The 21,890-nt window shown below is 67.0% G+C and carries 18 protein-coding genes; 11 read left to right on the top strand and 7 right to left on the bottom strand.

Annotation, left to right across the window (positions count from 1 at the left end; genetic code table 11):
- The first annotated feature begins 334 nt into the window (after window positions 1-334).
- The 4 genes from FNH04_RS05405 to FNH04_RS05390 all read left to right on the top strand — a co-directional run bounded on the left by FNH04_RS05405 (window position 335) and on the right by FNH04_RS05390 (window position 4,033).
- Window positions 335-1,018 carry a PadR family transcriptional regulator gene (locus FNH04_RS05405; protein ID WP_152780822.1) on the top strand — a complete coding sequence of 228 codons (684 nt, stop codon included), beginning with the start codon at window positions 335-337 and terminating at the stop codon, window positions 1,016-1,018.
- A 44-nt stretch (window positions 1,019-1,062) separates the two neighbouring features.
- On the top strand, window positions 1,063-2,145 hold the full coding sequence (locus tag FNH04_RS05400; protein WP_152780820.1) for an inositol-3-phosphate synthase: 1,083 nt from the start codon (window positions 1,063-1,065) through the stop codon (window positions 2,143-2,145).
- Window positions 2,146-2,222: 77 nt separating this feature from the next.
- Window positions 2,223-3,485 (top strand): MFS transporter, encoded by a 1,263-nt coding sequence (locus tag FNH04_RS05395; protein WP_152780818.1) that lies wholly within the window; start codon window positions 2,223-2,225, stop codon window positions 3,483-3,485.
- Window positions 3,486-3,601: 116 nt separating this feature from the next.
- Window positions 3,602-4,033, top strand: coding sequence for an LppU/SCO3897 family protein (locus tag FNH04_RS05390; RefSeq protein WP_322722624.1), 432 nt, complete (start codon window positions 3,602-3,604; stop codon window positions 4,031-4,033).
- A gap of 139 nt (window positions 4,034-4,172) precedes the next feature.
- Here FNH04_RS05390 and FNH04_RS05385 read toward each other — a convergent pair whose 3' ends face one another.
- Window positions 4,173-5,639 carry a CCA tRNA nucleotidyltransferase gene (locus tag FNH04_RS05385; RefSeq protein ID WP_322722623.1) on the bottom strand — a complete coding sequence of 489 codons (1,467 nt, stop codon included), beginning with the start codon at window positions 5,637-5,639 and terminating at the stop codon, window positions 4,173-4,175.
- 222 nt (window positions 5,640-5,861) lie between these two features.
- On the opposite strand from FNH04_RS05385, the gene FNH04_RS05380 reads away from it, so the two are divergent.
- From FNH04_RS05380 to trxA, 7 genes are all read left to right on the top strand, one after another.
- Complete coding sequence (locus FNH04_RS05380; RefSeq protein WP_322722622.1) at window positions 5,862-8,255, top strand: DUF6049 family protein; 2,394 nt, start codon at window positions 5,862-5,864, stop codon at window positions 8,253-8,255.
- Window positions 8,256-8,302: 47 nt separating this feature from the next.
- On the top strand, window positions 8,303-10,537 hold the full coding sequence (gene murJ, locus FNH04_RS05375; protein WP_152780814.1) for a murein biosynthesis integral membrane protein MurJ: 2,235 nt from the start codon (window positions 8,303-8,305) through the stop codon (window positions 10,535-10,537).
- Between the two features lie 117 nt (window positions 10,538-10,654).
- Window positions 10,655-12,382 carry a protein kinase family protein gene (locus FNH04_RS05370; RefSeq protein ID WP_322722621.1) on the top strand — a complete coding sequence of 576 codons (1,728 nt, stop codon included), beginning with the start codon at window positions 10,655-10,657 and terminating at the stop codon, window positions 12,380-12,382.
- 26 nt (window positions 12,383-12,408) lie between these two features.
- A complete protein-coding gene (gene sigM / locus FNH04_RS05365; protein ID WP_152780812.1) occupies window positions 12,409-13,122 on the top strand; it encodes an RNA polymerase sigma factor SigM in 714 nt (237 codons plus the stop codon).
- Window positions 13,119-14,060, top strand: coding sequence for an anti-sigma factor family protein (locus FNH04_RS05360; protein ID WP_322722620.1), 942 nt, complete (start codon window positions 13,119-13,121; stop codon window positions 14,058-14,060). Before sigM ends, FNH04_RS05360 begins: the two co-directional genes overlap by 4 nt.
- A 202-nt stretch (window positions 14,061-14,262) precedes the next feature.
- Entirely contained in the window at window positions 14,263-15,234 is a 972-nt protein-coding gene (gene trxB / locus FNH04_RS05355) for a thioredoxin-disulfide reductase (protein WP_322722619.1), read from the top strand.
- 42 nt (window positions 15,235-15,276) lie between these two features.
- Window positions 15,277-15,618 carry a thioredoxin gene (gene trxA, locus FNH04_RS05350; RefSeq protein WP_322722618.1) on the top strand — a complete coding sequence of 114 codons (342 nt, stop codon included), beginning with the start codon at window positions 15,277-15,279 and terminating at the stop codon, window positions 15,616-15,618.
- Window positions 15,619-15,717: 99 nt separating this feature from the next.
- Here the strand turns inward: trxA and FNH04_RS05345 are convergent, their stop codons facing one another.
- The 6 genes from FNH04_RS05345 to yidC form a co-directional block, all read right to left on the bottom strand.
- The gene (locus FNH04_RS05345) at window positions 15,718-16,335 is read right to left on the bottom strand and encodes a GNAT family N-acetyltransferase (RefSeq protein ID WP_152780810.1); all 618 of its coding nucleotides are present in this window, start codon (window positions 16,333-16,335) and stop codon (window positions 15,718-15,720) included.
- 330 nt (window positions 16,336-16,665) lie between these two features.
- On the bottom strand, window positions 16,666-17,763 hold the full coding sequence (locus FNH04_RS05340) for a ParB/RepB/Spo0J family partition protein (protein WP_322722617.1): 1,098 nt from the start codon (window positions 17,761-17,763) through the stop codon (window positions 16,666-16,668).
- A complete protein-coding gene (locus FNH04_RS05335) occupies window positions 17,760-18,833 on the bottom strand; it encodes a ParA family protein (RefSeq protein ID WP_152780842.1) in 1,074 nt (357 codons plus the stop codon). Before FNH04_RS05335 ends, FNH04_RS05340 begins: the two co-directional genes overlap by 4 nt.
- Window positions 18,834-19,159: 326 nt before the next feature.
- Window positions 19,160-19,876 carry a 16S rRNA (guanine(527)-N(7))-methyltransferase RsmG gene (gene rsmG, locus FNH04_RS05330; protein ID WP_322722616.1) on the bottom strand — a complete coding sequence of 239 codons (717 nt, stop codon included), beginning with the start codon at window positions 19,874-19,876 and terminating at the stop codon, window positions 19,160-19,162.
- A gap of 173 nt (window positions 19,877-20,049) precedes the next feature.
- Window positions 20,050-20,562, bottom strand: coding sequence for a Jag family protein (locus FNH04_RS05325; RefSeq protein ID WP_322722615.1), 513 nt, complete (start codon window positions 20,560-20,562; stop codon window positions 20,050-20,052).
- Window positions 20,563-20,577: 15 nt separating this feature from the next.
- A complete protein-coding gene (gene yidC / locus FNH04_RS05320; protein ID WP_322722614.1) occupies window positions 20,578-21,888 on the bottom strand; it encodes a membrane protein insertase YidC in 1,311 nt (436 codons plus the stop codon).
- Window positions 21,889-21,890: the final 2 nt, after the last annotated feature.

The following is a 21,890-nucleotide window of genomic DNA, read 5'->3' as shown; positions in this document are numbered from 1 at the left end:
CGGCTGGTTTCCGGTCCCCCCGAAATACGGATGCGGTCGTGTTGGCACTCATCCGTACTGCACCCAGGGCAACGACATGCTCAGCGGTCACTCGCTTCCCGGTGGTGTGCACCGCACAGACTACGCACCGCCAAATCCCTCCGAGCACCTAACTTCACCCCATAACAGGCAACTTGCTTCCCACGATTCGGTGATGAATCGGTGATGTGACCCCGTTCACCATGACTCCTCTTGTCGCATCCGGAGGCGCGTTCTATCGTCGTGATGTATCGAGTCGATACATCAGCGCGGCATAAAGACGTGGCTGCAAGCCCGTGGCAGGGAGGAGGCGACGATGAGCCGGCGTTCCGGAATCCTCGAGTTCGCCGTACTCGGCCTGCTCCGCGAATCCCCGATGCACGGCTATGAGCTGCGCAAACGCCTCAATACGTCACTGGGCGTGTTCCGCGCCTTCAGCTACGGGACGCTCTACCCCTGCCTCAAGACGCTGGTCGCCAACGGCTGGTTGATCGAGGAATCAGGGGGCGCCCAGGAGGACGCCGCCGCCGCTCCGCTCACGGGGCGCCGGGCCAAGATCGTCTACCGGTTGACGGCGGAAGGTAAGGAACACTTCGAGGAGCTGCTTTCGCAGACGGGTCCCGACGCGTACGAGGACGAGCACTTCGCCGCTCGTTTCGCGTTCTTCGGGCAGACCTCCCGTGATGTGCGCATGCGCGTCCTGGAGGGCCGTCGCAGTCGTTTGGAGGAACGACTGGAGAAGATGCGTGCCTCCCTGGCACGCACCCGCGAGCGCCTCGACGACTACACGCTTGAGCTCCAACGCCACGGGATGGAGTCCGTGGAGCGCGAAGTGCGCTGGCTGAACGAGCTCATCGAGAGCGAGCGGGCGGGCCGGGACCTGAAAGGCCCCGCCCACGGAGAACCCGCTCGCGACACCACAGAGGGAGCGCCGGGCGTCCTGCCCCGGCCCGGGGACACCACCCCCGGGCCGGATACGCCCGGCGACACCACCACGTGAGGTCCCTGCCAGGACCTCACTCGTACACACAGGGAGCAACCGGAATGGGTTCGGTTCGCGTAGCCGTCGTCGGCGTGGGCAACTGCGCCGCGTCGCTGGTGCAGGGAGTCGAGTACTACAAGGACGCCGACCCGGCGTCCAGGGTCCCGGGCCTCATGCACGTGCAGTTCGGTGACTACCACGTCCGTGACGTCGAGTTCGTCGCCGCCTTCGATGTGGACGCGAAAAAGGTCGGCCTCGATCTCGCGGACGCCATCGGCGCCTCCGAGAACAACACCATCAAGATCTGCGACGTGCCGCGCACCGGTGTCACCGTTCAGCGCGGCCACACGCTCGACGGCCTCGGCAAGTACTACCGCGAGACCATCGAGGAGTCCGCCGAGGCCCCCGTCGACATCGTCCAGATCCTCAAGGACAAGCAGGTCGACGTCCTCGTCTGCTACCTGCCCGTGGGTTCCGAGGACGCGGCGAAGTTCTACGCCCAGTGCGCCATCGACGCCAAGGTCGCCTTCGTCAACGCCCTCCCGGTCTTCATCGCCGGCACCAAGGAGTGGGCGGACAAATTCACCGAGGCGGGTGTCCCGATCGTCGGCGACGACATCAAGTCCCAGGTCGGCGCGACCATCACGCACCGTGTCATGGCGAAGCTGTTCGAGGACCGCGGCGTCATCCTGGACCGCACGATGCAGCTGAACGTCGGCGGCAACATGGACTTCAAGAACATGCTCGAGCGCGAGCGCCTGGAGTCCAAGAAGATCTCCAAGACACAGGCCGTGACCTCGCAGATCCCCGACCGTGAGCTCGGCGAGAAGAACGTCCACATCGGCCCGTCGGACTATGTGGCCTGGCTCGACGACCGCAAGTGGGCGTACGTCCGTCTGGAGGGCCGTGCCTTCGGCGACGTGCCGCTGAACCTGGAGTACAAGCTCGAGGTGTGGGACTCCCCGAACTCCGCGGGCGTCATCATCGACGCCCTGCGCGCCGCCAAGATCGCCAAGGACCGCGGCATCGGCGGCCCGATCCTCTCCGCGTCGAGCTACTTCATGAAGTCCCCGCCGGTCCAGTACTTCGACGACGAGGCCCGCGAGAACGTCGAGAAGTTCATCAGGGGCGAGGTCGAGCGCTAGGCCCCCAGGCCACGCTCTGCTGTTCGGGTCCCCGGGTCGTCGGCCCGGGGACCTCCTCGTATGTGAGGCTGTGGTCCATGTCCGTCGTGCGTGACCTGCGCGCCCTGCTCCGCTTCCGGAACTTCCGGCACCTGCTCGCCGTACGACTGCTCTCCCAGGGCGCCGACGGCGTCTACCAGGTCGCGCTCGCCACGTACGTCGTCTTCTCCCCGGAGAAGCAGACGTCGGCGGCGGCGATCGCCTCGGCGATGGCCGTCCTGCTCCTCCCGTACTCGCTCGTCGGCCCCTTCGCCGGCGTCCTGCTGGACCGCTGGCGACGCCGCCAGGTCTTCCTGTACGGCGGCCTGCTGCGCGCCCTGCTGGCCGGCGTGACGGCCGTCCTGATGCTGAGCGGCGTGCCTGACTGGCTCTTCTACGTCTCCGCGCTCTGCGTCACCGCGGTCAACCGCTTCGTCCTCGCGGGGCTCTCGGCGGCCCTGCCGCGCGTGGTGGACGAGGACCGGCTGGTGATGGCCAACTCCCTCTCGCCCACGGCCGGAACCCTCGCCGCGACAGCGGGTGGCGGACTCGCCTTCGTCGTACGGCTGGTGGTGTCGGACTCCGATGCCGCGGTGGTTCTCCTGGGCGCGGCCCTCTACCTGTGTTCGGCCCTGGCTTCGCTGCGCATGGCACCGGAACTGCTCGGGCCCGAGCCCGACCTGGTGCAGCCAGGGCTGAAGGCGGCGCTCACCGGAACCGCTCGCGACCTCGTGGCGGGCGTACGGCACCTCGCGGAGCCTCCGCGCCGGGAGGCCGCCTGGGCGCTGGCTTCGATGACGCTGATGCGGTTCTGCTACGGGGCCCTGACAGTCATGGTGCTCATGCTCTGCCGGTACGCCTGGTCGTCCGACACCGATGACGGGCTGGCCCTGCTGGGGCTCGCCGTGGGGATCTCGGGGGCGGGCTTCTTCACAGCGGCGGTGGTGACGCCATGGGCGGTCGGCCGGCTGGGCCCGGGCTGGTGGATTGTCACCTGCGCCGCTGCCGCCGCCGTCCTGGAGTTCGCGCTCGGCCTGCCGTTCACGGAGGTCCCGATGCTGACCGCGGCGTTCGTCCTGGGGCTCGTCACCCAGGGCGCGAAGATCGCCACGGACACGATCGTGCAGTCCGCCGTCGACGACGGCTTCCGTGGCCGGATCTTCTCCGTTTACGACGTGCTGTTCAATGTCGCTTTCGTCGGCGCCGCCGGTGTCGCCGCCCTGATGCTGCCTCCTGACGGTCGCTCCGTTCCACTGGTGATAACAATTGCCGTTATCTACGCAGCGATTGCTACTGCTATGGCCCGTTTTGAACGGCAGTAAGTGTCACATCAATGCCACAGAGCCTTCCTGAAGGACGGAGTTGTCTGTGGAGGCCGGTAGCTTACGGGGGTCTTACTTCGCGCCATGCGCAACCCACATCCGAGGGGGACCCCAAAGTGACCACTCCGCCGCCCCAGGGCCAGAACCCGTTCGCTTCGCAGCCCGATCAGCCGGGGGCTCCCCAGCAGGGCGCCTCCTTCGGGGCTCCGGTCCCGCCGCCCGCGCCGGCGAAGCGGTTCAGCAAGACGCTTCTGCGCATCGGCGGCTTCATCGTCATCGCGATAGTCATCGCCCTTGGCAAGTGGTACCTGGGTCAGAGCGACGCCGAGACCACCTCTGTGGGTAGCTGCATGCACAACGAGGGCTCGCAGTCCTCGCCGGACCTTCAGACGGTCGACTGCTCCTCCAGCGACGCCGAGTACAAGGTCGTCGAGAAGTTCGACAACACCAGCGACAGCAGCAAGTGCGAGGCGGTCAAGGAAGCCGAGATCTCGTACTACCAGGTGGGCGACAACCACGACGTGGTGCTCTGCCTGAAGTCCGTGTGAGGCGGACCCCAGAACACGACGAGGGGCGGTGTTTCACGTGAAACACCGCCCCTCGTCGTGTGCGGGACCGGTTCCTCGGGTTCATGTTTCACGTGAAACATGAACCCGTTTCACAGCACAGCCCCGCTCAACCGCAGACTCAGCCCTGCTCGGCACCCCACTCCTTGAGCGCCGCCACAGCAGCGTCGTACTCCATCGGGCCGTTCTCCAGCCGCAACTCCAGCAGGTACTTGTACGCCCGGCCGACAACCGGACCGGGTCCCACGCCCAGGATCTCCATGATCTGATTGCCGTCGAGGTCCGGACGGATGGCGTCCAGCTCCTCCTGCTCCTGGAGTTGAGCGATCCGCTCCTCCAGACCGTCGTACGCGCGGGACAGGGCGTTCGCCTTGCGCTTGTTCCGCGTGGTGCAGTCGGAACGGGTCAGCTTGTGGAGCCGGTCGAGAAGAGGCCCCGCGTCGCGTACATACCGACGGACGGCCGAGTCCGTCCACTCGCCGGTGCCGTACCCGTGGAATCGCAGATGGAGTTCCACCAGGCGCGAGACGTCCTTGACGAGGTCATTGGAGTACTTGAGCGCGATCATCCGCTTCTTGGTCATCTTGGCACCCACCACCTCGTGGTGATGGAAGGAGACCCGGCCGTCCTTCTCGAAGCGACGCGTCTTCGGCTTACCGATGTCGTGCAGCAGCGCGGCAAGCCGGAGAGTGAGGTCGGGACCGGCCTCCTCCAGCTCCATCGCCTGCTCCAGGACGATCAGAGTGTGGTCGTAGACGTCCTTGTGTCGATGGTGCTCGTCGCGCTCCAGCCGCAGAGCCGGAAGCTCGGGCAGCACATGGGCCGCGAGCCCCGTGTCGACCAGCAGCGTCAGGCCCTTGCGCGGGTACGCGGAGAGGATCAACTTGTTCAGCTCGTCCCGGACCCGCTCGGCCGAGACGATCTCGATCCGCCCGGCCATCTCGGTCATCGCCGAGACGACGTCCGGGGCCACCTCGAAGTCCAGTTGCGCGGCGAACCGCGCGGCCCGCATCATCCGCAGAGGATCGTCGGAGAAGGACTCCTCCGGAGTGCCGGGCGTGCGCAGCACACGTTCCGCGAGATCCTGCAGGCCTCCGTGGGGATCGATGAACTCCTTGTCGGGGAGCGCCACGGCCATCGCGTTCACCGTGAAGTCACGCCGTACGAGGTCCTCTTCTATGGAGTCACCGTATGAAACCTCCGGCTTGCGCGAGGTCCGGCCGTACGCCTCCGACCGGTAGGTGGTGACCTCGATCTGGAAGCGCTGAACAGCATCTCCCACACGGGCGTCCTTCTGCGCTCCCACGGTGCCGAAGGCGATGCCGACCTCCCACACCGCGTCGGCCCAAGGGCGCACGATCTTCAGCACGTCTTCGGGACGGGCATCCGTCGTGAAGTCCAGGTCGTTGCCGAGCCGGCCGAGGAGCGCGTCCCGAACCGATCCGCCGACGAGGGCGAGCGAGAACCCGGCCTCCCGGAAACGGCGGGCAAGATCGTCGGCGACAGGGGACACCCGCAGCAGTTCACTCACCGCGCGGCGCTGCACCTGACTCAGGGCACTGGGATTGTCTTCGTGGGCGTTCGGCACAACAGAAAAGGGTACGTGCCCCCGGCCACCGCGAGCGCCTCCATTGAACGTGCACAGACGTTGCGCGTGGGTGCTCCGCTCAATACGTGTACATACGGGACACGCCGCCCCTGTCCGCCGATCTTGCGGGACGGACCGCGGCACTTCCCCTCGGCGCGCATCGTTACCATGCCTGGACGCACATTCCGACGACCACTGACACGACGAGGGACGGGCGAGCGCGTGGCCGAGGCGGCAGACAACCAGGGGAGAAGCTCCTCACCTGCCCGCCGGTGGCTCCGGCGTACCGGAGCGCTGTTCGCCGGGGCGCCCCTGCTCGCCGGTCTGCTCCAGCTGTCCGCCGCCCCGGACGCGCACTCGGTCGGCAAGTCTTCCGTTGCCAAGGCCACCGGGTCGAACACGGTCGACATCTCCTTGAGCTCGCTCACCCCGAGCGTTCCCACCGACGACGACACGCTCACCGTCTCCGGCACGGTCAGGAACAACGGCAAGCAGACGGTCAAGAGCGCCCATGTGGGCCTCCGCGTGGGCGAGGCCCTGCCCAGCCGCACGGCCCTCGACGACGCCACCAAGCGCACCGGCTTCGACTCGTACGCCGATGGGAGCGAGATCGGCGGGAAGTACGTCGAGGAGTTCTCCGAGCTCGTCCCGGGCATCGCCCAGTCCTTCAGCATCTCGGTGCCCGTCAAGAAACTGGATCTCGGCGCCGACGGTGTCTACCAGCTCGGAGTCTCGCTCTCGGGCCGGACCGCGGCCGCACCGTACGACCAGGTGCTCGGCATCCAGCGGACCTTCCTGCCCTGGCAGCCGGACATGGCGGACACCAGGACGAAGACGACATACCTATGGCCCTTGATCTCCACCGCCCATCTCACGGCGGAGACAGGTGCCGGCGAGCAGCAGCCGCCGGTATTCCAGGACGAGGAGCTGGCCGAGGAGATCTCCCCGGGTGGCCGACTGGACCAGATGCTGAGCCTGGGCAAGGAACTCAACATCACCTGGGTGATCGACCCGGATCTGCTGGCCTCCGTCGATGCGATGACGCGCAGCTACCAGGTCAAGACCGAAAGTGACACCGCAGGGGAAAGCGACACAACCCCGGGCAAGAACCAGGCGGTCGCCAAACGGTGGCTCGCCCAGCTGGAGGAGGCCGTCCAGGGCGAGGAGGTCGTCGCTCTGCCCTTCGCCGACCCCGACCTGGCCTCCCTGGCACACACCGGCAAGAACGTCACCGGCTCCCTGAGCCACCTCCAGGACGCCACCGATGTGGCCGCCATCACCGTCGAGACGGTGCTCCACGTGGAACCGGAAACGGACTTCTCCTGGCCCGTGAACGGCGCCGTCGACCCGTCGATCATCAAGATCGCCACCTCGGCGGGCGCCGACAAGGTGATCGCTCGTAGCGACAGCCTGAAGGAGACCGGGAGCCTGGCGTACACACCTAACGCGGCCCGCCCCATCGGCGGCGGCACCACGGCGGTCGTCGCGGACGCACGGCTGTCGACGGCGTTCCAGGGCGACATGACACAGGCCGACAACTCGACCCTCGCCGTGCAGAAGTTCCTCGGCCAGAGCCTGATGACCCAGCTCCAGGACGCGGACAGGCAGCGCAGCATCGTGATTGCCCCGCAGCGCATGCCCTCCCCGAGCCAGGCCCAGACCATGGCGCAGGCGCTGACCGCTCTCCAGGGCGGGAACTGGTCCCAGTTCCAGAAGCTCTCCGCGGCCGCCGACGCCAAGCCCGACCCGGGTGCCACCACCAAGGTCCCCGGCGCTTCCGCGTACCCCTCCTCGCTGCGCAAGCAGGAGCTGCCGAGGTCGGCCTTCGAGGAAACCCAGTACACGCAGAGCGTCCTCGACCGCTTCAAGGTGATCCTCAGCGACCAGTCCCGCGTCGTCACGCCTTTCGGGCGCGCCATGAACCGCGAGATGTCCGCCTCCTGGCGTGGACGGGCCGCCGAGGCCAAGACCTACCGCGACAGCGTTCAGTCGTACCTGGACACCCTCACCGACCAGGTCAGGCTGATCGAAAAGTCCGAGACGAAGCTCTCGGGCCGCAGCGCCACGATCCCCGTGACGGTACAGAACAACCTCGTACAGGACGTCGACAAGCTGGTGCTGCGCCTCACATCGATGCAGCCCACGCGTCTGGAGATCGATGGTGAGGACTACGCGGAGCAGACCATCACGGTCTCGGGCGGGCACAGCCAGTCGGTGAAGTTCGACACCAACGCCCACGCCAACGGCGAGGTCAAGGTGGTCGCCCAGCTCTACACGGAGGACGGCCAGAAGTACGGTGACCCCGTCAGGTTCGACGTGAACGTCACCGAACTCACCCCAACGGTGATGCTGGTGATCGCCGGCGGCGTCCTGCTGCTCGTGCTCGCCGGGTTCCGGATGTACACGCAGCGCAAGCGCGCTGCGGCCCGGCAGGCCGAGGAGGAGGCCACCGCCGAAGAGGCGAGCGACGCCGACGTTCCCCTGGCACACGAGTCCGGGGAGGAGTCCCCCGGACGGTCCGGGGCAGATGAGCCGGAGCACCCGAGTGACCCGGCACCGGACACCGCACGGGAAAGCACCGACCCGTCCGGCACGGGTGAGAGAGTGGACCGTTGAGCGATGTCGTGGCCCCGTGGGCCAGGGGACGATGAGGTGGGGTAACGATGAACGCGCCGTACGACGGTGACCGCGGGCAGGGGGCGGCCGACTCGGGCCGCCCCCAGCACCCGCAGCCGGGTCCGGGCCAGGTTCCGCCTCAGCCCCACACAGACATGTACCTCCAGGATGCCCAGGGACAGGATGCTTTCGGCCAGGATCCCTACCGGGCGCAGGACCTGTCGGCTCAGGACCCGGTCACCGAGGCGCTCTACGACCGCGCCGCTCATCCCCCACCGCCTCCGGGCACGTACCAGCCGCAGCAGCCGCTCTACGCCCAGCCGCCCGCCTCCCCGTACGCTCCCGACCCTCGCGTATGGGCGCAGACACCGCCGCCCGAGCCGGAGGGGCCGACGCGGCATCTCCCCTACGGCGACAACCCCCGTACGACGCAGTTCGTGGGCGTGGACGACCTGGTCTCCGAGGCCGGTGAGCAGCGTCACGAGCCGGACGCCTTCGCCCACCTCTTCCGCGACCAGCAGCAGGGCGGCGGACACGCGGCCATGGAACAGGCGTCCGTACCGGGTCCGGCCCAGCCTCCGATGCCCGGCCAGGACTCCGAACCGCCACGATCTGCCGCAGCACCCGCTCCCGCCCCTCCGGCGAAGAAGAGCGGCCGCGCCTCGGGCCTGCTGAAGTCCAGCGCCGTGATGGCGGCCGGCACCATGGTGTCGCGCCTCACAGGGTTCATCCGCTCGGCGATGATCGTTTCCGCGCTCGGCCTGAACCTCCTGGGCGAGTCCTTCCAGGTGGCGTACCAGCTGCCGACGATGATCTACATCTTGACCGTCGGCGGCGGGCTCAACTCCGTCTTCGTGCCTCAGCTCGTGCGGGCCATGAAGGAGGACGACGACGGCGGAGAGGCCTATGCCAACCGGCTGCTGACTCTGGTCATGGTGGCTCTTGGCGGGCTCACCGTGGCGGCTTGGTTCGCCGCACCACTCCTGGTCCGTGCGCTGTCGAACCCTCTCGCCACCAATGCCTCGGCCAACGAGGTCGCCGTCACCTTCACCCGGTACTTCCTGCCGTCGATCTTCTTCATGGGCATCCACGTGGTGATGGGGCAGATCCTCAACGCCCGCGGCAGGTTCGGCGCCATGATGTGGACCCCGGTCCTGAACAACATCGTCATCATCGTGACTCTCGGGGCGTTCCTCTGGGTGTACGGCAGCGCGGCCAACTCGCACATGAAAGTCGAGAACATCCCGCCGGAGGGGCTTCGGCTCCTCGGTGTCGGTGTCCTCCTCGGCCTCGTCGTCCAGGCCCTCGCGATGATCCCGTATCTGCGGGAGACCGGATTCAAACTGCGCCTGCGTTTCGACTGGAAGGGCCACGGCCTGGGCAAGGCCGCGATGCTGGCCAAGTGGACGATCCTGTTCGTCCTCGCCAACCAGGCGGGTGCCCTCGTCGTCACCCAGCTCGCCACCGCCTCCGTCGCGGACACGAACATCGCAGGCACCGGTTTCAGCGCCTACGCCAACGCCCAGCTCATCTGGGGCCTGCCGCAGGCGATCATCACGGTCTCCCTGATGGCCGCCCTGCTGCCACGGATCTCTCGCTCGGCCGCCGAGGACGACGCGGGCGCCGTCCGCGATGACATCTCCCAGGGCCTGCGTACGACGGCCGTCGCGATCGTGCCGATCGCCTTCGGCTTCGTCTCACTCGGCATCCCGATGTGCACCCTGATCTTCGGCTCCTCCGGCACCAGCGCGGCCACGAACATGGGCTTCATGCTGATGGCGTTCGGCCTCGGTCTGATCCCGTACTCCGTGCAGTACGTGGTGCTTCGCGCCTTCTACGCGTACGAGGACACCCGGACTCCCTTCTACAACACGGTCATTGTGGCCGTCGTCAACGCCGCGGCATCCGGGCTCTGCTACTTCGTGCTGCCGGCCCGGTGGGCCGTCGTCGGTATGGCCGCCTCGTACGGGCTGGCGTACGTGATCGGTGTCGGCATTGCCTGGCGGCGGCTGCGCAAGCGGCTGGGCGGTGACCTGGACGGATCCAGGGTGCTGCGGACTTACGCGCGGCTGAGCATCGCCTCGCTGCCCGCGGCCATGCTGAGCGGTGCGGCCTGCTTCGGGATCAGCCGCAGTCTGGGACAGGGCGTCGGCGGCTCTATGCTCGCGCTTGTGGGTGGCGGAATCGTTCTTCTTGGTGTCTTCTACGTCGCGGCGCGGCGGATGCGCATCGAGGAGCTCAACTCAATGGTCGGCATGGTCCGTGGGCGCCTCGGGCGCTGAGGCGGGGTACGCGCACAACCATCGTCCGCCGCCGTGTGTCGCTCATAGCGGCGGACTGTGGGCACAATTGGCTTTGGCGTCGGACAGCGCGTAATGGATGGGGAGGCAGGAACGACGGTGGCGGAACGGAGCACGGCTGCCGTCGACGTGGCAGACAACAGCGGTGACGAGCCGCTGACCGCACAGGCGGACCAGTCCACGGCCGACGGGGTGGCCCAGAACCGGGAGCGGGACACGGACAGCTCGGCGAGTGAAGAGGCACAGGGGAGCGGCGGAACCGAGGCCGGAAAGGCCACGCCGCCCGAACTGCACAGCGGCCACAAGCTCGCCAGACGCTATCGCCTTGAAGAGTGCGTCACCCGTCTGGACGGGTTCAGCAGTTGGCGTGCGGTGGATGAGAAACTCCGCCGCGCCGTCGGCGTGCACATCCTGCCGGCCGACCACGCACGGGCCCGCTCCGTGCTGGCCGCGGCCCGCTCCTCGGCGTTGCTGGGCGATCCCCGCTTCGTCCAGGTCCTGGATGCGGTCGAGGAGAACGACCTCGTCTACGTGGTGCACGAGTGGCTCCCGGACGCCACGGAACTGACGGCGCTGCTCGCCTCAGGCCCGCTGGAGCCCCACGACGCCTATCAGATGGTCACCCAGATCTCTCACGCCATGGCCGCGGCGCATCGTGAGGGTCTGTCCCATCTGCGGCTCAACCCCGCCGCCGTGCTCCGCTCCAGCTCCGGTCAGTGGCGCATCCGCGGGCTTGCCGTGAACGCCGCGCTGCGCGGGATCAGCTCCGAGACCCCCCAGCGCACCGACACGGAAGCGATCGGCGCCCTCCTGTACGCCGCTCTCACCCAGCGCTGGCCGTACGAGGACGACGCATACGGTCTCTCCGGGCTGCCCAAGGACGTCGGGCTCATCGCCCCCGACCAGGTGCGGGCAGGCGTTCACCGCGGTCTGTCGGAGCTCGCCATGCGCGCGCTGGTCAACGACGGCGCGACCGCCTCCCGTCACGAGTCTCCGTGCACCACGCCGGAGGAACTGGTCAAGGCGATCGGTGACATGCCACGCATCCGCCCGCCGGAGCCCGCGTTCACCGCGCCGCCCGAGTACCAGCGCACGACGTACCAACAGGGGACCTACGGCCGTCAGACGCCCCACCCCGGCGCCACCCAGCCGATCCCGACGCCCCCGCCCCCCTTGCAGAGTCGTACCGGCAAAGCCCTCAAGTGGGCCGTGTCGGCGCTTCTCATCGCCGCTCTGGGTCTCGGTAGCTGGCAGCTCGCGGACGCCCTCATGGACCAGGGCGGCAATTCGTCCGGCGACACGGACAAGACCCAGACGACGGACGAGAACGACAAGAAGGCTCCCGAGACCAAGCCGGTCAAGACCATAGCGATCAAGGACGCCGAGGAGTACGTGATCGAGGGCTCCGCCCAGGCGGCGGAGGACGCGGACAACACGTACGACGGCAGGGCCTCCACGTTCTGGCGCACCAAGAGCTACGCGGACGGCCCTCGACTCGCGCCGTACAAGCCCGGTGTGGGCATCGTCTACGACCTCGGCTCGGCCAAGGACGTCTCGACGGCGTCGATAGGGCTCCGCTATGGCGGCGACCACACCACCGTCCATCTCTACGCCGCCGATTCGCTGACCCCCTCGACATCCGTGGACGGGATGAAGAAGATCGGATCCAACACGACGAGCGGCACCACCATCGGCGTGAAGGCGTCGAAGTCGGTGAAGACTCGGTACGTGCTCCTGTGGATCACGGATGTACCCTTCGCCCCCAGGGACGACTACAGCGGTCAGGGCTACAAGCAGGCCATCACCGATGTGACGTTCAAGGGCTGACGGCTCGACCCAGGGGAGGGGGTCCGATGGCAGACGACGCCGCACACGGCATGGCGAGCGATCAGGATCTCCTCGCGCGCCATGTCGAGGGTGATCCCGACGCCTTCGGAGAGCTCGTGCGGCGGCACCGCGACCGGCTGTGGGCCGTTGCTCTGCGCACCCTGGGGGACCGCGAGGAGGCAGCCGACGCGGTCCAGGACGCCCTCGTCTCCGCCTATCGGGCCGCCCATACCTTCCGGGGCCAGTCGGCCGTCACGACGTGGCTGCACCGCATCACGGTGAACGCCTGCCTCGACCGCGCCCGCAAAGCCGCTTCCCGGAAGACCTCACCTGTCGACGACACCGAGCGCTTGGAGCAGCTCCTGGAGCCGCACGAGTCGGCGTCGGCTCCGGCGGAGCGCAACGACCTGCACCGCCAGCTCCTGGAAGCGCTCGGAACCCTGCCCGCCGACCAGCGCGCCGCACTCGTCCTGGTGGACATGCAGGGCTACCCGGTGGCAGAGGCGGCCAGGATCCTCGACGTGCCCACCGGCACCGTGAAAAGCCGCTGTGCCCGTGGCCGGGCCAGACTTCTTCCTCTCCTCACCCATCTCCGTACGGACGGCGGAGACAGGGGCGGCAAGAAGTCGGCGGGGAGAAGGAACCGGACGGGAGGGACATCCGTCCCACCCGCAGCAGGACCACATGATGCGGGGCCAAGCGATTCAGCAGCTGTGAAGGGCGGAGGTGGGCGAGCGTGACATCCACGACCGACACGGCCGAGCACCCGGAGGTCACGGAACTCTCCGACCTCACCGAAGGTCTGCTCCCCCCCTCTCGTATGTCGGACCTGCGACAGCACCTGGACGAGTGCCCCCTCTGCGCCGACGTGTACGCCTCCCTGGAGGAGATCCGCGGCATGCTCGGCACCCTGCCGGACGCACCGCGTATGCCCGCCGACATCGCCGGCCGCATCGACGCAGCCCTGGCCGCCGAAGCTCTGCTGGACGCCACGGCACCCGCCCCCGAGGCCACGACGACTCCTACATCGGTCAGGGCCTCGCGCCGGGAGAGCGATGAGGACAGCGGCGTGCATGTTTCACGTGAAACATCGACCGCGGCGGACAGGCCCGCAGGCCACTCCCGCGCCTCCACGGGCCCCGGTCGTCCGGACCGCAAGCGCCGCGCTCGTCGGAGGACAATCGTCGTGGGCGCGGTCTTCACTGCAGCCACCTTGGGGTTCGGAAGTCTGCTCGTGCAGTCGATGGGGACGAACTCCGCTGACACCCCAGCGGAGACATACAGCCAGGACGTGTCCACGAGCACATTCTCCGGGGACACGCTGAAGAACCAGGTGGCGGATCTCCTCGCCGGAACCAACCGCGAGGGCAGCACTTCTGGCGACAGGGACACCTGGGGCACCGCCACCAAACCACCGGGCTCCACCAACGAGCCGAATCACAACATCTATGGCGTGGTCGACGTGCCCCCCTGTATCGCTCAGGGCATCGGCCGCAGCGAGGCCCCGCTGGCATACAGAAAGGGCGAGTACGAGGAGGCTCCCGCCTATCTTGTGGTGCTGCCCGACACCGACGACACCAGCCGCGTCACCGCGTACGTCGTCGACGCCACCTGTGTGACCAAGAAATCGGCGTCCCCGGGTGACGTCCTGGTGAAGCACTCCTTCCCCCGCTCCTAGCCATAACAGCAAGCGCCAGTCGCTGAGCTTGGCTTTCGGTCACCTGCCAACCCATGGCTTCCCTGTGCGGTGCCACGACACCGTGTGCCCGGACACACCGGGAATGCACGCCCCGTAGGATCCGTTGGGTGGGGTGAGAGTTGTGAGAGAAGCTCCCACCGGCAGCAGTACGCAGCAGTCCCCAGAGACAAGGAATCAAGCCGTGAGCGACGTCCGTAACGTGATCATCATCGGCTCTGGGCCCGCCGGCTACACGGCGGCGCTCTATACCGCACGCGCGTCGCTCAAGCCGCTGGTGTTCGAGGGTGCTGTCACCGCGGGTGGCGCACTGATGAACACCACCGACGTGGAGAACTTCCCCGGCTTCCGGGACGGCATCATGGGCCCCGAGCTCATGGACAACATGCGTGCCCAGGCCGAGCGCTTCGGTGCCGAGCTCGTTCCCGACGACGTCGTTGCCGTCGACCTCAGCGGTGAGATCAAGACCGTCACAGACACCGTGGGCACGGTCCACCGGGCCAAGGCGGTCATCGTCACCACTGGCTCGCAGCACCGCAAGCTGGGGCTGCCCAATGAGGACGCTCTCTCCGGTCGAGGCGTCTCCTGGTGCGCCACGTGTGACGGGTTCTTCTTCAGGGACCAGGACATCGCCGTGATCGGCGGCGGCGACACGGCCATGGAGGAAGCCACCTTCCTCTCCCGGTTCGCCAAGTCCGTGACGGTCGTCCACCGCCGGGACACCCTGCGTGCCTCCAAGGCCATGCAGGAGCGCGCCTTCGCCGACCCGAAGATCAAGTTCGTCTGGGACAGCGAGGTCGCCGAGATCAAGGGCGACCAGAAGCTGGCTGGTCTGACACTGCGCAACCTGAAGACGGGCGAGACGTCCGAGCTGCCGGTGACGGGTCTCTTCATCGCGATCGGTCATGACCCGCGCACTGAGCTCTTCAAGGGTCAGCTCGACCTGGACGAGGAGGGCTACCTGAAGGTGGAGGCGCCCTCGACCCGGACGAGCCTGACCGGTGTCTTCGGCGCGGGCGATGTCGTCGACCACACCTACCGTCAGGCGATCACTGCGGCCGGTACCGGCTGCTCCGCCGCTCTCGACGCCGAGCGCTTCCTCGCCGCCCTCGCGGACGGCGAGCAGACCGCTGAGCCCGAGAAGACCACCGTCTGATCCCCCATCCGCCCCACCGCACAACCAGTAAGGAGCCCTTCCGTGGCCGGCACCCTGAAGAACGTGACCGACGACTCCTTCGAGCAGGACGTCCTCAAGAGTGACAAGCCCGTCCTGGTGGACTTCTGGGCCGCCTGGTGCGGTCCCTGCCGCCAGATCGCACCGTCGCTTGAGGCGATCGCCGCCGAGTACGGCGACAAGATCGAGGTCGTCAAGCTCAACATCGACGAGAACCCGGGTACGGCCGCCAAGTACGGCGTCATGTCCATCCCGACCCTGAACGTGTATCAGGATGGCGAGGTCGCCAAGACCATCGTTGGTGCGAAGCCGAAGGCCGCGATCGTGCGCGACCTCGAGGACTTCATCGCTGACCCGGCTAAGTAGTCAGCACGCCGTTTCACGCCAGCGGCGATGTTTCACGTGAAACACGATTGGGCCAGCCCATGAGGGCTGGCCCAATCGTGTGAGGTACCGCAGACATGATCACAGCGGCCGCAGAGCAGGCTCCTTCTGTACGGCGCCCAGGAGACGGTCCAGCGCCAGTTCGACGTCCTCTTTCCAGGAGAGCGTCGTCCTGAGTTCCAACCTCAGCCGAGGGTGAGCAGGGTGAGGGCGAACTGTCTTGAAGCCCACCGCCGTCAGATGGTCAGCCGGGAGAACGCACGCCGGCTCCTTCCAACGGGCGTTGCCAAAGGCCTCAATGGCCTTGAAGCCCCGTCGCAGCAGATCCTTGGCCACCGTCTGGACCATCACACGGCCCAGGCCCTGCCCCTGATAACCCGGCACGATAAAGGCAGTCATCAGCTGGACGGCATCGGGAGACACCGGGCTGGTAGGGAACGCCGTCGAGCGCGGGACATAGGCGGGCGGCGCGTAGAGCACGAACCCCACCGGCATCTCGTCCACGTAGACAACACGGCCGCAGGATCCCCAGTCCAGCAGGACGGCGGAGATCCACGCCTCCTTCTCCAGTGCAGGCGTGCCCGCAGTTACCGCGGCCTCACCGCTGACTGGGTCCAACTCCCAGAAGACACACGAGCGACAGCGCTTGGGAAGGTCCTTAAGGTTGTCCAGCGTGAGCGGTACAAGCCGACGCCCCATGAAGGCTGTTCCTCGCTTCCTTCGCCCGCAGCGTCACGGGCGGCTGTCAGGGCGCTCCGCTCTCTGAGAAGGCTGCCGACAAAACCGCCGACCACCCCTAGTCCCAGGCCCGCGGTCACCAGTCCGGAACGGCTCATGGTTCGCATGGCCCCCGCCTCCCCAATCAAGGTGCCGCCAGGTAGATGCGCCATATCCGAACGCATCGTATCCACGATGCGATTCCATCGATACCGACTGAAAGCAAAGAGCGGGCCGTGTTCCGGTACACACCGGACACGGCCCGCTCTGCTGCTCGTTAGGCCCAGATTCGTCCCCACAGCACGAAGGCGCTCAGGACTCAGTCTCGTCGGACTTGTCTTCCAAGAGGCTCTTCTGAAGGACTGATCCCTCACCGGGAGCGAGAGTTCCGAGGATACGCTCAAGATCCTCTATTGAGGCGAACTCAACGGTGATCTTGCCCTTCTTCTGCCCCAGGTCGACCTTCACCCGTGTCTCGAAGCGATCCGAGAGCCGGGTCGCAAGGTCGCCCAGCGCTGGAGACACCAGACTGCCCGCGCGCGGTCCCTTGGATCGCTGGGTGCTCTTGGGCCGCGAGCCCATGAGGGTGACAATCTCTTCGACCGCCCTCACCGACAGCCCCTCGGCAACAATCCGATGAGCCAGCCGGTCCTGCTCCTCCGAGTCCTCCACGGAAAGCAGCGCTCGGGCATGCCCCGCTGAGAGGACACCGGCAGCCACACGGCGCTGCACCGAGGGCGAGAGCTTCAGCAGACGCAGGGTGTTGGAGACTTGCGGGCGTGACCTGCCGATCCGATCGGCGAGCTGATCGTGCGTGCAGTTGAAGTCCTTGAGCAGCTGGTCGTAGGCGGCCGCCTCTTCCAGCGGATTCAGCTGAGCTCGGTGCAGGTTCTCGAGGAGTGCGTCCAGGAGGAGCTTCTCATCCTCTGTGGCCCGCACGATCGCCGGGATCTTTTCCAGACCCGCCTCGCGGCAGGCACGCCAACGCCGCTCACCCATGATGAGCTCGTAGCGGCCCGGACCCAGCTGCCGTACAACGACAGGCTGGAGGAGACCGACCTCCTGGATGGAGGTGACGAGCTCAGCAAGAAGATCGTCGTCGAAGATCTCCCGGGGTTGGCGCGGGTTCGGCGTGATGGAGTCCAACGGCAACTCGGCGAAGTGGGCGCCGAGGGGTGCCGAAGGCATCTCCACAGCACCGTTCGGCGAAGGCTCCTCTGTTTCACGTGAAACATGTGGCAGCGTCGCCACCTTCGCCGCGGCCACTCCCCGGTCCGTCGTCAGGAGGGGCGCGGCCGCGGGTGATGCCGGCCCTCCACCCCCCGTGGGCGGTGCCGCCTGCTCCCCGGTCGGAGCTGCTGGGATCAGTGCGCCGAGACCACGGCCCAACCCCCTCCGTCGCTCGCTCACTGGATCCCCTCCACCAAACTCTGATTGCTCTGTGCGCCGATGTGGGCGTGCGTCGGGTCGTACCCCACACCGACACCCTTCAGCGCGATTTCTCGTGCCGCCTCCAGATAGGAGAGGGCACCGCTCGAACCTGGATCGTAAGTCAGCACCGTCTGCCCGTAACTCGGCGCCTCGGAGATTCGGACCGAGCGCGGAATACTTGTCCGCAGTACCTCATCGCCGAAGTGAGTGCGCACCTCCTCGGCGACCTGGGAGGCAAGGCGTGTCCTGCCGTCGTACATGGTGAGCAGGATGGTCGACACATGCAAGGCAGGATTGAGGTGCCCCCGCACCAGATCGACATTGCGGAGCAACTGTCCGAGGCCTTCCAGTGCGTAGTACTCGCACTGGATCGGGATGAGCACCTCCTGGCCGGCGACCAACGCGTTGACCGTCAGCAAGCCGAGTGAGGGCGGGCAGTCGATCAGGATGTAGTCGAGAGGCTGCTCATACGCCTGAATCGCTCGCTGCAGTCGGCTTTCCCGTGCCACCAAGGACACCAGCTCGATCTCCGCGCCGGCGAGATCGATCGTGGCGGGAGCGCAGAAGAGCCCCTCGACATCGGGGACAGGCTGGACAACTTCAGCAAGCGGCTTACTCTCTACCAACACGTCGTAGATCGAGGGGACTTCGGCGTGATGGTCGATCCCCAGAGCGGTGGAGGCATTACCCTGCGGATCGAGGTCGATCACCAGGACCCGACCACCATGCAGCGCCAGCGAAGCAGCGAGGTTGACCGTCGTCGTGGTCTTCCCCACGCCACCCTTCTGGTTGGCGACCACCATGACACGGGTCTGCTCGGGCCGTGGCAGGCCCTCACCGGCGCGGCCTAGAGCCTCCACCGCCAGTTGGGCAGCACGACCGATGGGAGTGTCGTCCATCGGAGGCGGTGTTTCACGTGAAACATCCTCCCCCATCGACTCGGTACGGGGACCGGGGACCGGATCGGTCATCGGTCCCGCGATGTTGGCGTCGGACCGCAAGGATTCACTCTCCTCGACTTCAGGCTCGCAATGAACAGAGCCTCCCATGTCTTCGGGGTCGCGAACCAGTGAGGCCTGGTGTTCTGTGGAGAAATCCACCTCTGTGGACAACTCCGATACCTCTCGGAGTGAACCGAGAGGCTTACGGTCGCGGGGTTCGGCAGCAGCGCGACCACGACTGATAATGCCGTGCAGGAGTGAGCGACGTTTCACGTGAAACACGATGCACAGCGCTGGCAACCGGGATGCCGCGACACTCCGGCCTGCGGAGGTTGGCCTGCTTGTGTGGAGTACGTCTCGTCGTCAGGACGGATCAACGACGCCGACCCCGCCCCACCTCACGGGCGCCGCCTCACCTGACAGCTCCGTCTCACCTAACGGCGCCGACGAGCCCGCCCTGTTCGAGCCGCCTTGGCGCGCTTGGCAGCGAACCTCACACCGCCAGGGCTCTCCCCGACCTCGACCCGCACCACGGTGGACATCGGCTCCACCACGCCCTCGCCCACATGGAGGATGGAGGTCCCCACCGCGCCCAGCTTGCTCAGAGCGGTGGACGCGCTCTTCAGCTCCTCCTCGGCGGTGTCTCCCTTGAGGGCGAGCATTTCGCCGTAGGGGCGCAGCAGGGGAATGCCCCAGGTCGCCAGCCGGTCCAGTGGCGCCACAGCACGGGCCGTGACCACATGGACAGCCGGCAGCTGACCCATGACCTCCTCAGCGCGACCACGCACCACCGTGACGTGGTCGAGGCCGAGCAGTTCGACGACCTCGGTGAGGAAGTTCGTGCGCCGCAGCAGCGGCTCGAGCAAGGTGATCTTCAGGTCCTCCCGGACCAGCGCCAGGGGGATCCCCGGCAGCCCAGCGCCCGAGCCGACGTCGCACACGGTCACGCCCTCGGGGACGACCTCAGAGAGCACCGCGCAGTTCAGCAGGTGGCGCTCCCACAGCCGGGGAACCTCGCGAGGGCCGATCAGACCTCGCTGCACTCCTGCCTCGGCCAGCAGCTCCGCGTATCGGACCGCGTCCGCGAAGCGATCACCGAATACCGCCCGGGCCTGCTCGGGAGCCGGGGGGAGCTCCGCTGCCTCCGTCACGAGGGACCGTCCTTCCGTACCGCACAGGCGCACTGGGCGCAGACCACCAGGACCATCAGGGATCCAGCCACCACCGTCCGTGGCAGCTCACAAGGAATTATCAGGCTGACAAAGCTCGGCCCCGTCTGTGCAACAGACGCAACAGACGGGGCCGGAGGAACCTACGTAGCGAATCAGGCGGGAAGCACGACGACGAAGCGCTGCGGCTCCTCGCCCTCGGACTCGCTGCGCAGGCCCGCGGCCTTGACCGCGTCGTGCACGACCTTGCGCTCGAAGGGCGTCATCGGCTTCAGCTTCACCGGCTCACCGGAGCTCTTGGCCTCGGCTGCGGCCTTGGCACCCAGCTCCGAGAGCTCGGCGCGCTTCTTGGCGCGGTAGCCCGCGATGTCCAGCATCAGGCGGCTGCGATCCCCGGTCTCCCGGTGCACGGCCAGGCGCGTGAGCTCCTGGAGGGCCTCCAGCACCTCGCCGTCCCGGCCTACCAGCTTCTGGAGGTCACGGCCTCCCGCGTCGCTGATGATCGAGACAGCGGCGCGGTCGGCCTCGACATCCATGTCAATGTCACCGTCGAGGTCCGCGATGTCCAGCAGGCCTTCGAGGTAGTCCGCCGCGATCTCGCCCTCCTGCTCCAGGCGGGTCAGGGTGTCGCCACCCTCGGTGGCGGCGGAGGTGGTGCCTTCCGTCACGGGATGGACTCCTTCTTACTTCTTGGACGGGGACTTGGAGCGCTGCTGGCCCTTGCGCTGACCGGACTGGGCCTTGCTGCGGGTGCCGGAGCCGGACTTGGCAGGCGCCTTCTTGGTACCGGCGGAGCCGGCAGGCATGGCGTCCTCGGGCTCCTCCGACGACTCGTGCGACTCGTCCGACTTGCTCAGCGACGGAGAGGAAGCCCCCGGCTCGGTGCCGCCCGCCGGCTTGCTTCCGCCGGACTGGCGCTGGGCCTTGCTCTGACGCTTGGGCTGCTGGCGCTTGGGGGTACCGGTGGTCGGCGTACCGTCCTCGGCGATCGCCACGGTCGAGGCATCGCTCTGCACCACGGTGCCGTCGGCCTGGGCCGCGAGGCCCGCCTTGCTCAGACCGTTGATGAACTTGCGCTCGAACTCGTTGCGGTCGCGGCCCTTGACGACGATCGCCTTCACGATGGCGCGCTCACGGCGGTTGCGGGTCTTGCCGTGGTGCGTGACGTGCTTGGACAGACGCTCCAGGTACGAGGCCTGGGCCTTGGAACCCGGAGTCGGGTTGTTGTGGATGACGTACATCTGCTGGCCCATGGTCCACACGTTGGTGGTCAGCCAGTAGACGAGGACACCGACCGGGAAGTTGATACCGAAGACGGCGAACATGACCGGGAAGATGTACATGAGCATCTTCTGCTGCTGCATGTACGGCGTCTTCACCGTGGTGTCGACGTTCTTCATCATCAGCTGGCGCTGCGTGTAGAACTGCGACAGCGACATCAGGACGATCATGATCGCGGTGACGATGCGGACAGTGGTGATCGAGGCGTCGAGCTTCGCGACGTCCGCGGCGCTGTCCGTGAAGGTCGCGGCGAGCGGGGCACCGAAAATGTGCGCCTTCTGCGCGCTCTGCAGCAGGCTCTCGTTGATGACACCGATGGTGTCGTTGTTCGCGATGCTGTTGAGCACGTGGTACAGGGCGAAGAAGAACGGTGACTGCGCCAGGATGGGAAGGCACGAGGAGAGCGGGTTGGTGCCCGTATCCTTGTACAGCTTCATCATCTCTTCGGACTGACGCTGCTTGTCGTTCTTGTAACGCTCCTGGATCTTCTTCATCTCGGGCTGGAGCGTCTGCATGGCCCGGGTCGCCTTGATCTGCTTCACGAAGAGCGGGATCAGGCAGATGCGGATCAGGATCACCAGGGACACGATGGACAGGCCCCAGGCCCAGCCCGTATCGGGACCGAAGATCGCACCGTACAGCGAGTGGAACTGCACGATGACCCACGAGACGGGCGTTGTGATGAAGCTGAAGAGACTGGCAATCGTGTCCACTA

The sequence above is a fragment of the Streptomyces phyllanthi genome (assembly GCF_009377205.1).
Taxonomy (GTDB): domain Bacteria; phylum Actinomycetota; class Actinomycetes; order Streptomycetales; family Streptomycetaceae; genus Streptomyces; species Streptomyces phyllanthi.
This window is presented reverse-complemented; position numbering and strand designations above follow the sequence as displayed.

Coding starts and splice junctions, on each gene's coding strand:
- FNH04_RS05345 (WP_152780810.1), bottom strand. CDS start 16,335: ATGGGGCGTCGGCTTGTACCGCTCACGCTGGACAACCTTAAGGACCTT.
- FNH04_RS05405 (WP_152780822.1), top strand. CDS start 335: ATGAGCCGGCGTTCCGGAATCCTCGAGTTCGCCGTACTCGGCCTGCTC.
- FNH04_RS05395 (WP_152780818.1), top strand. CDS start 2,223: ATGTCCGTCGTGCGTGACCTGCGCGCCCTGCTCCGCTTCCGGAACTTC.
- sigM (WP_152780812.1), top strand. CDS start 12,409: ATGGCAGACGACGCCGCACACGGCATGGCGAGCGATCAGGATCTCCTC.
- murJ (WP_152780814.1), top strand. CDS start 8,303: ATGAACGCGCCGTACGACGGTGACCGCGGGCAGGGGGCGGCCGACTCG.
- FNH04_RS05335 (WP_152780842.1), bottom strand. CDS start 18,833: ATGGGAGGCTCTGTTCATTGCGAGCCTGAAGTCGAGGAGAGTGAATCC.
- FNH04_RS05400 (WP_152780820.1), top strand. CDS start 1,063: ATGGGTTCGGTTCGCGTAGCCGTCGTCGGCGTGGGCAACTGCGCCGCG.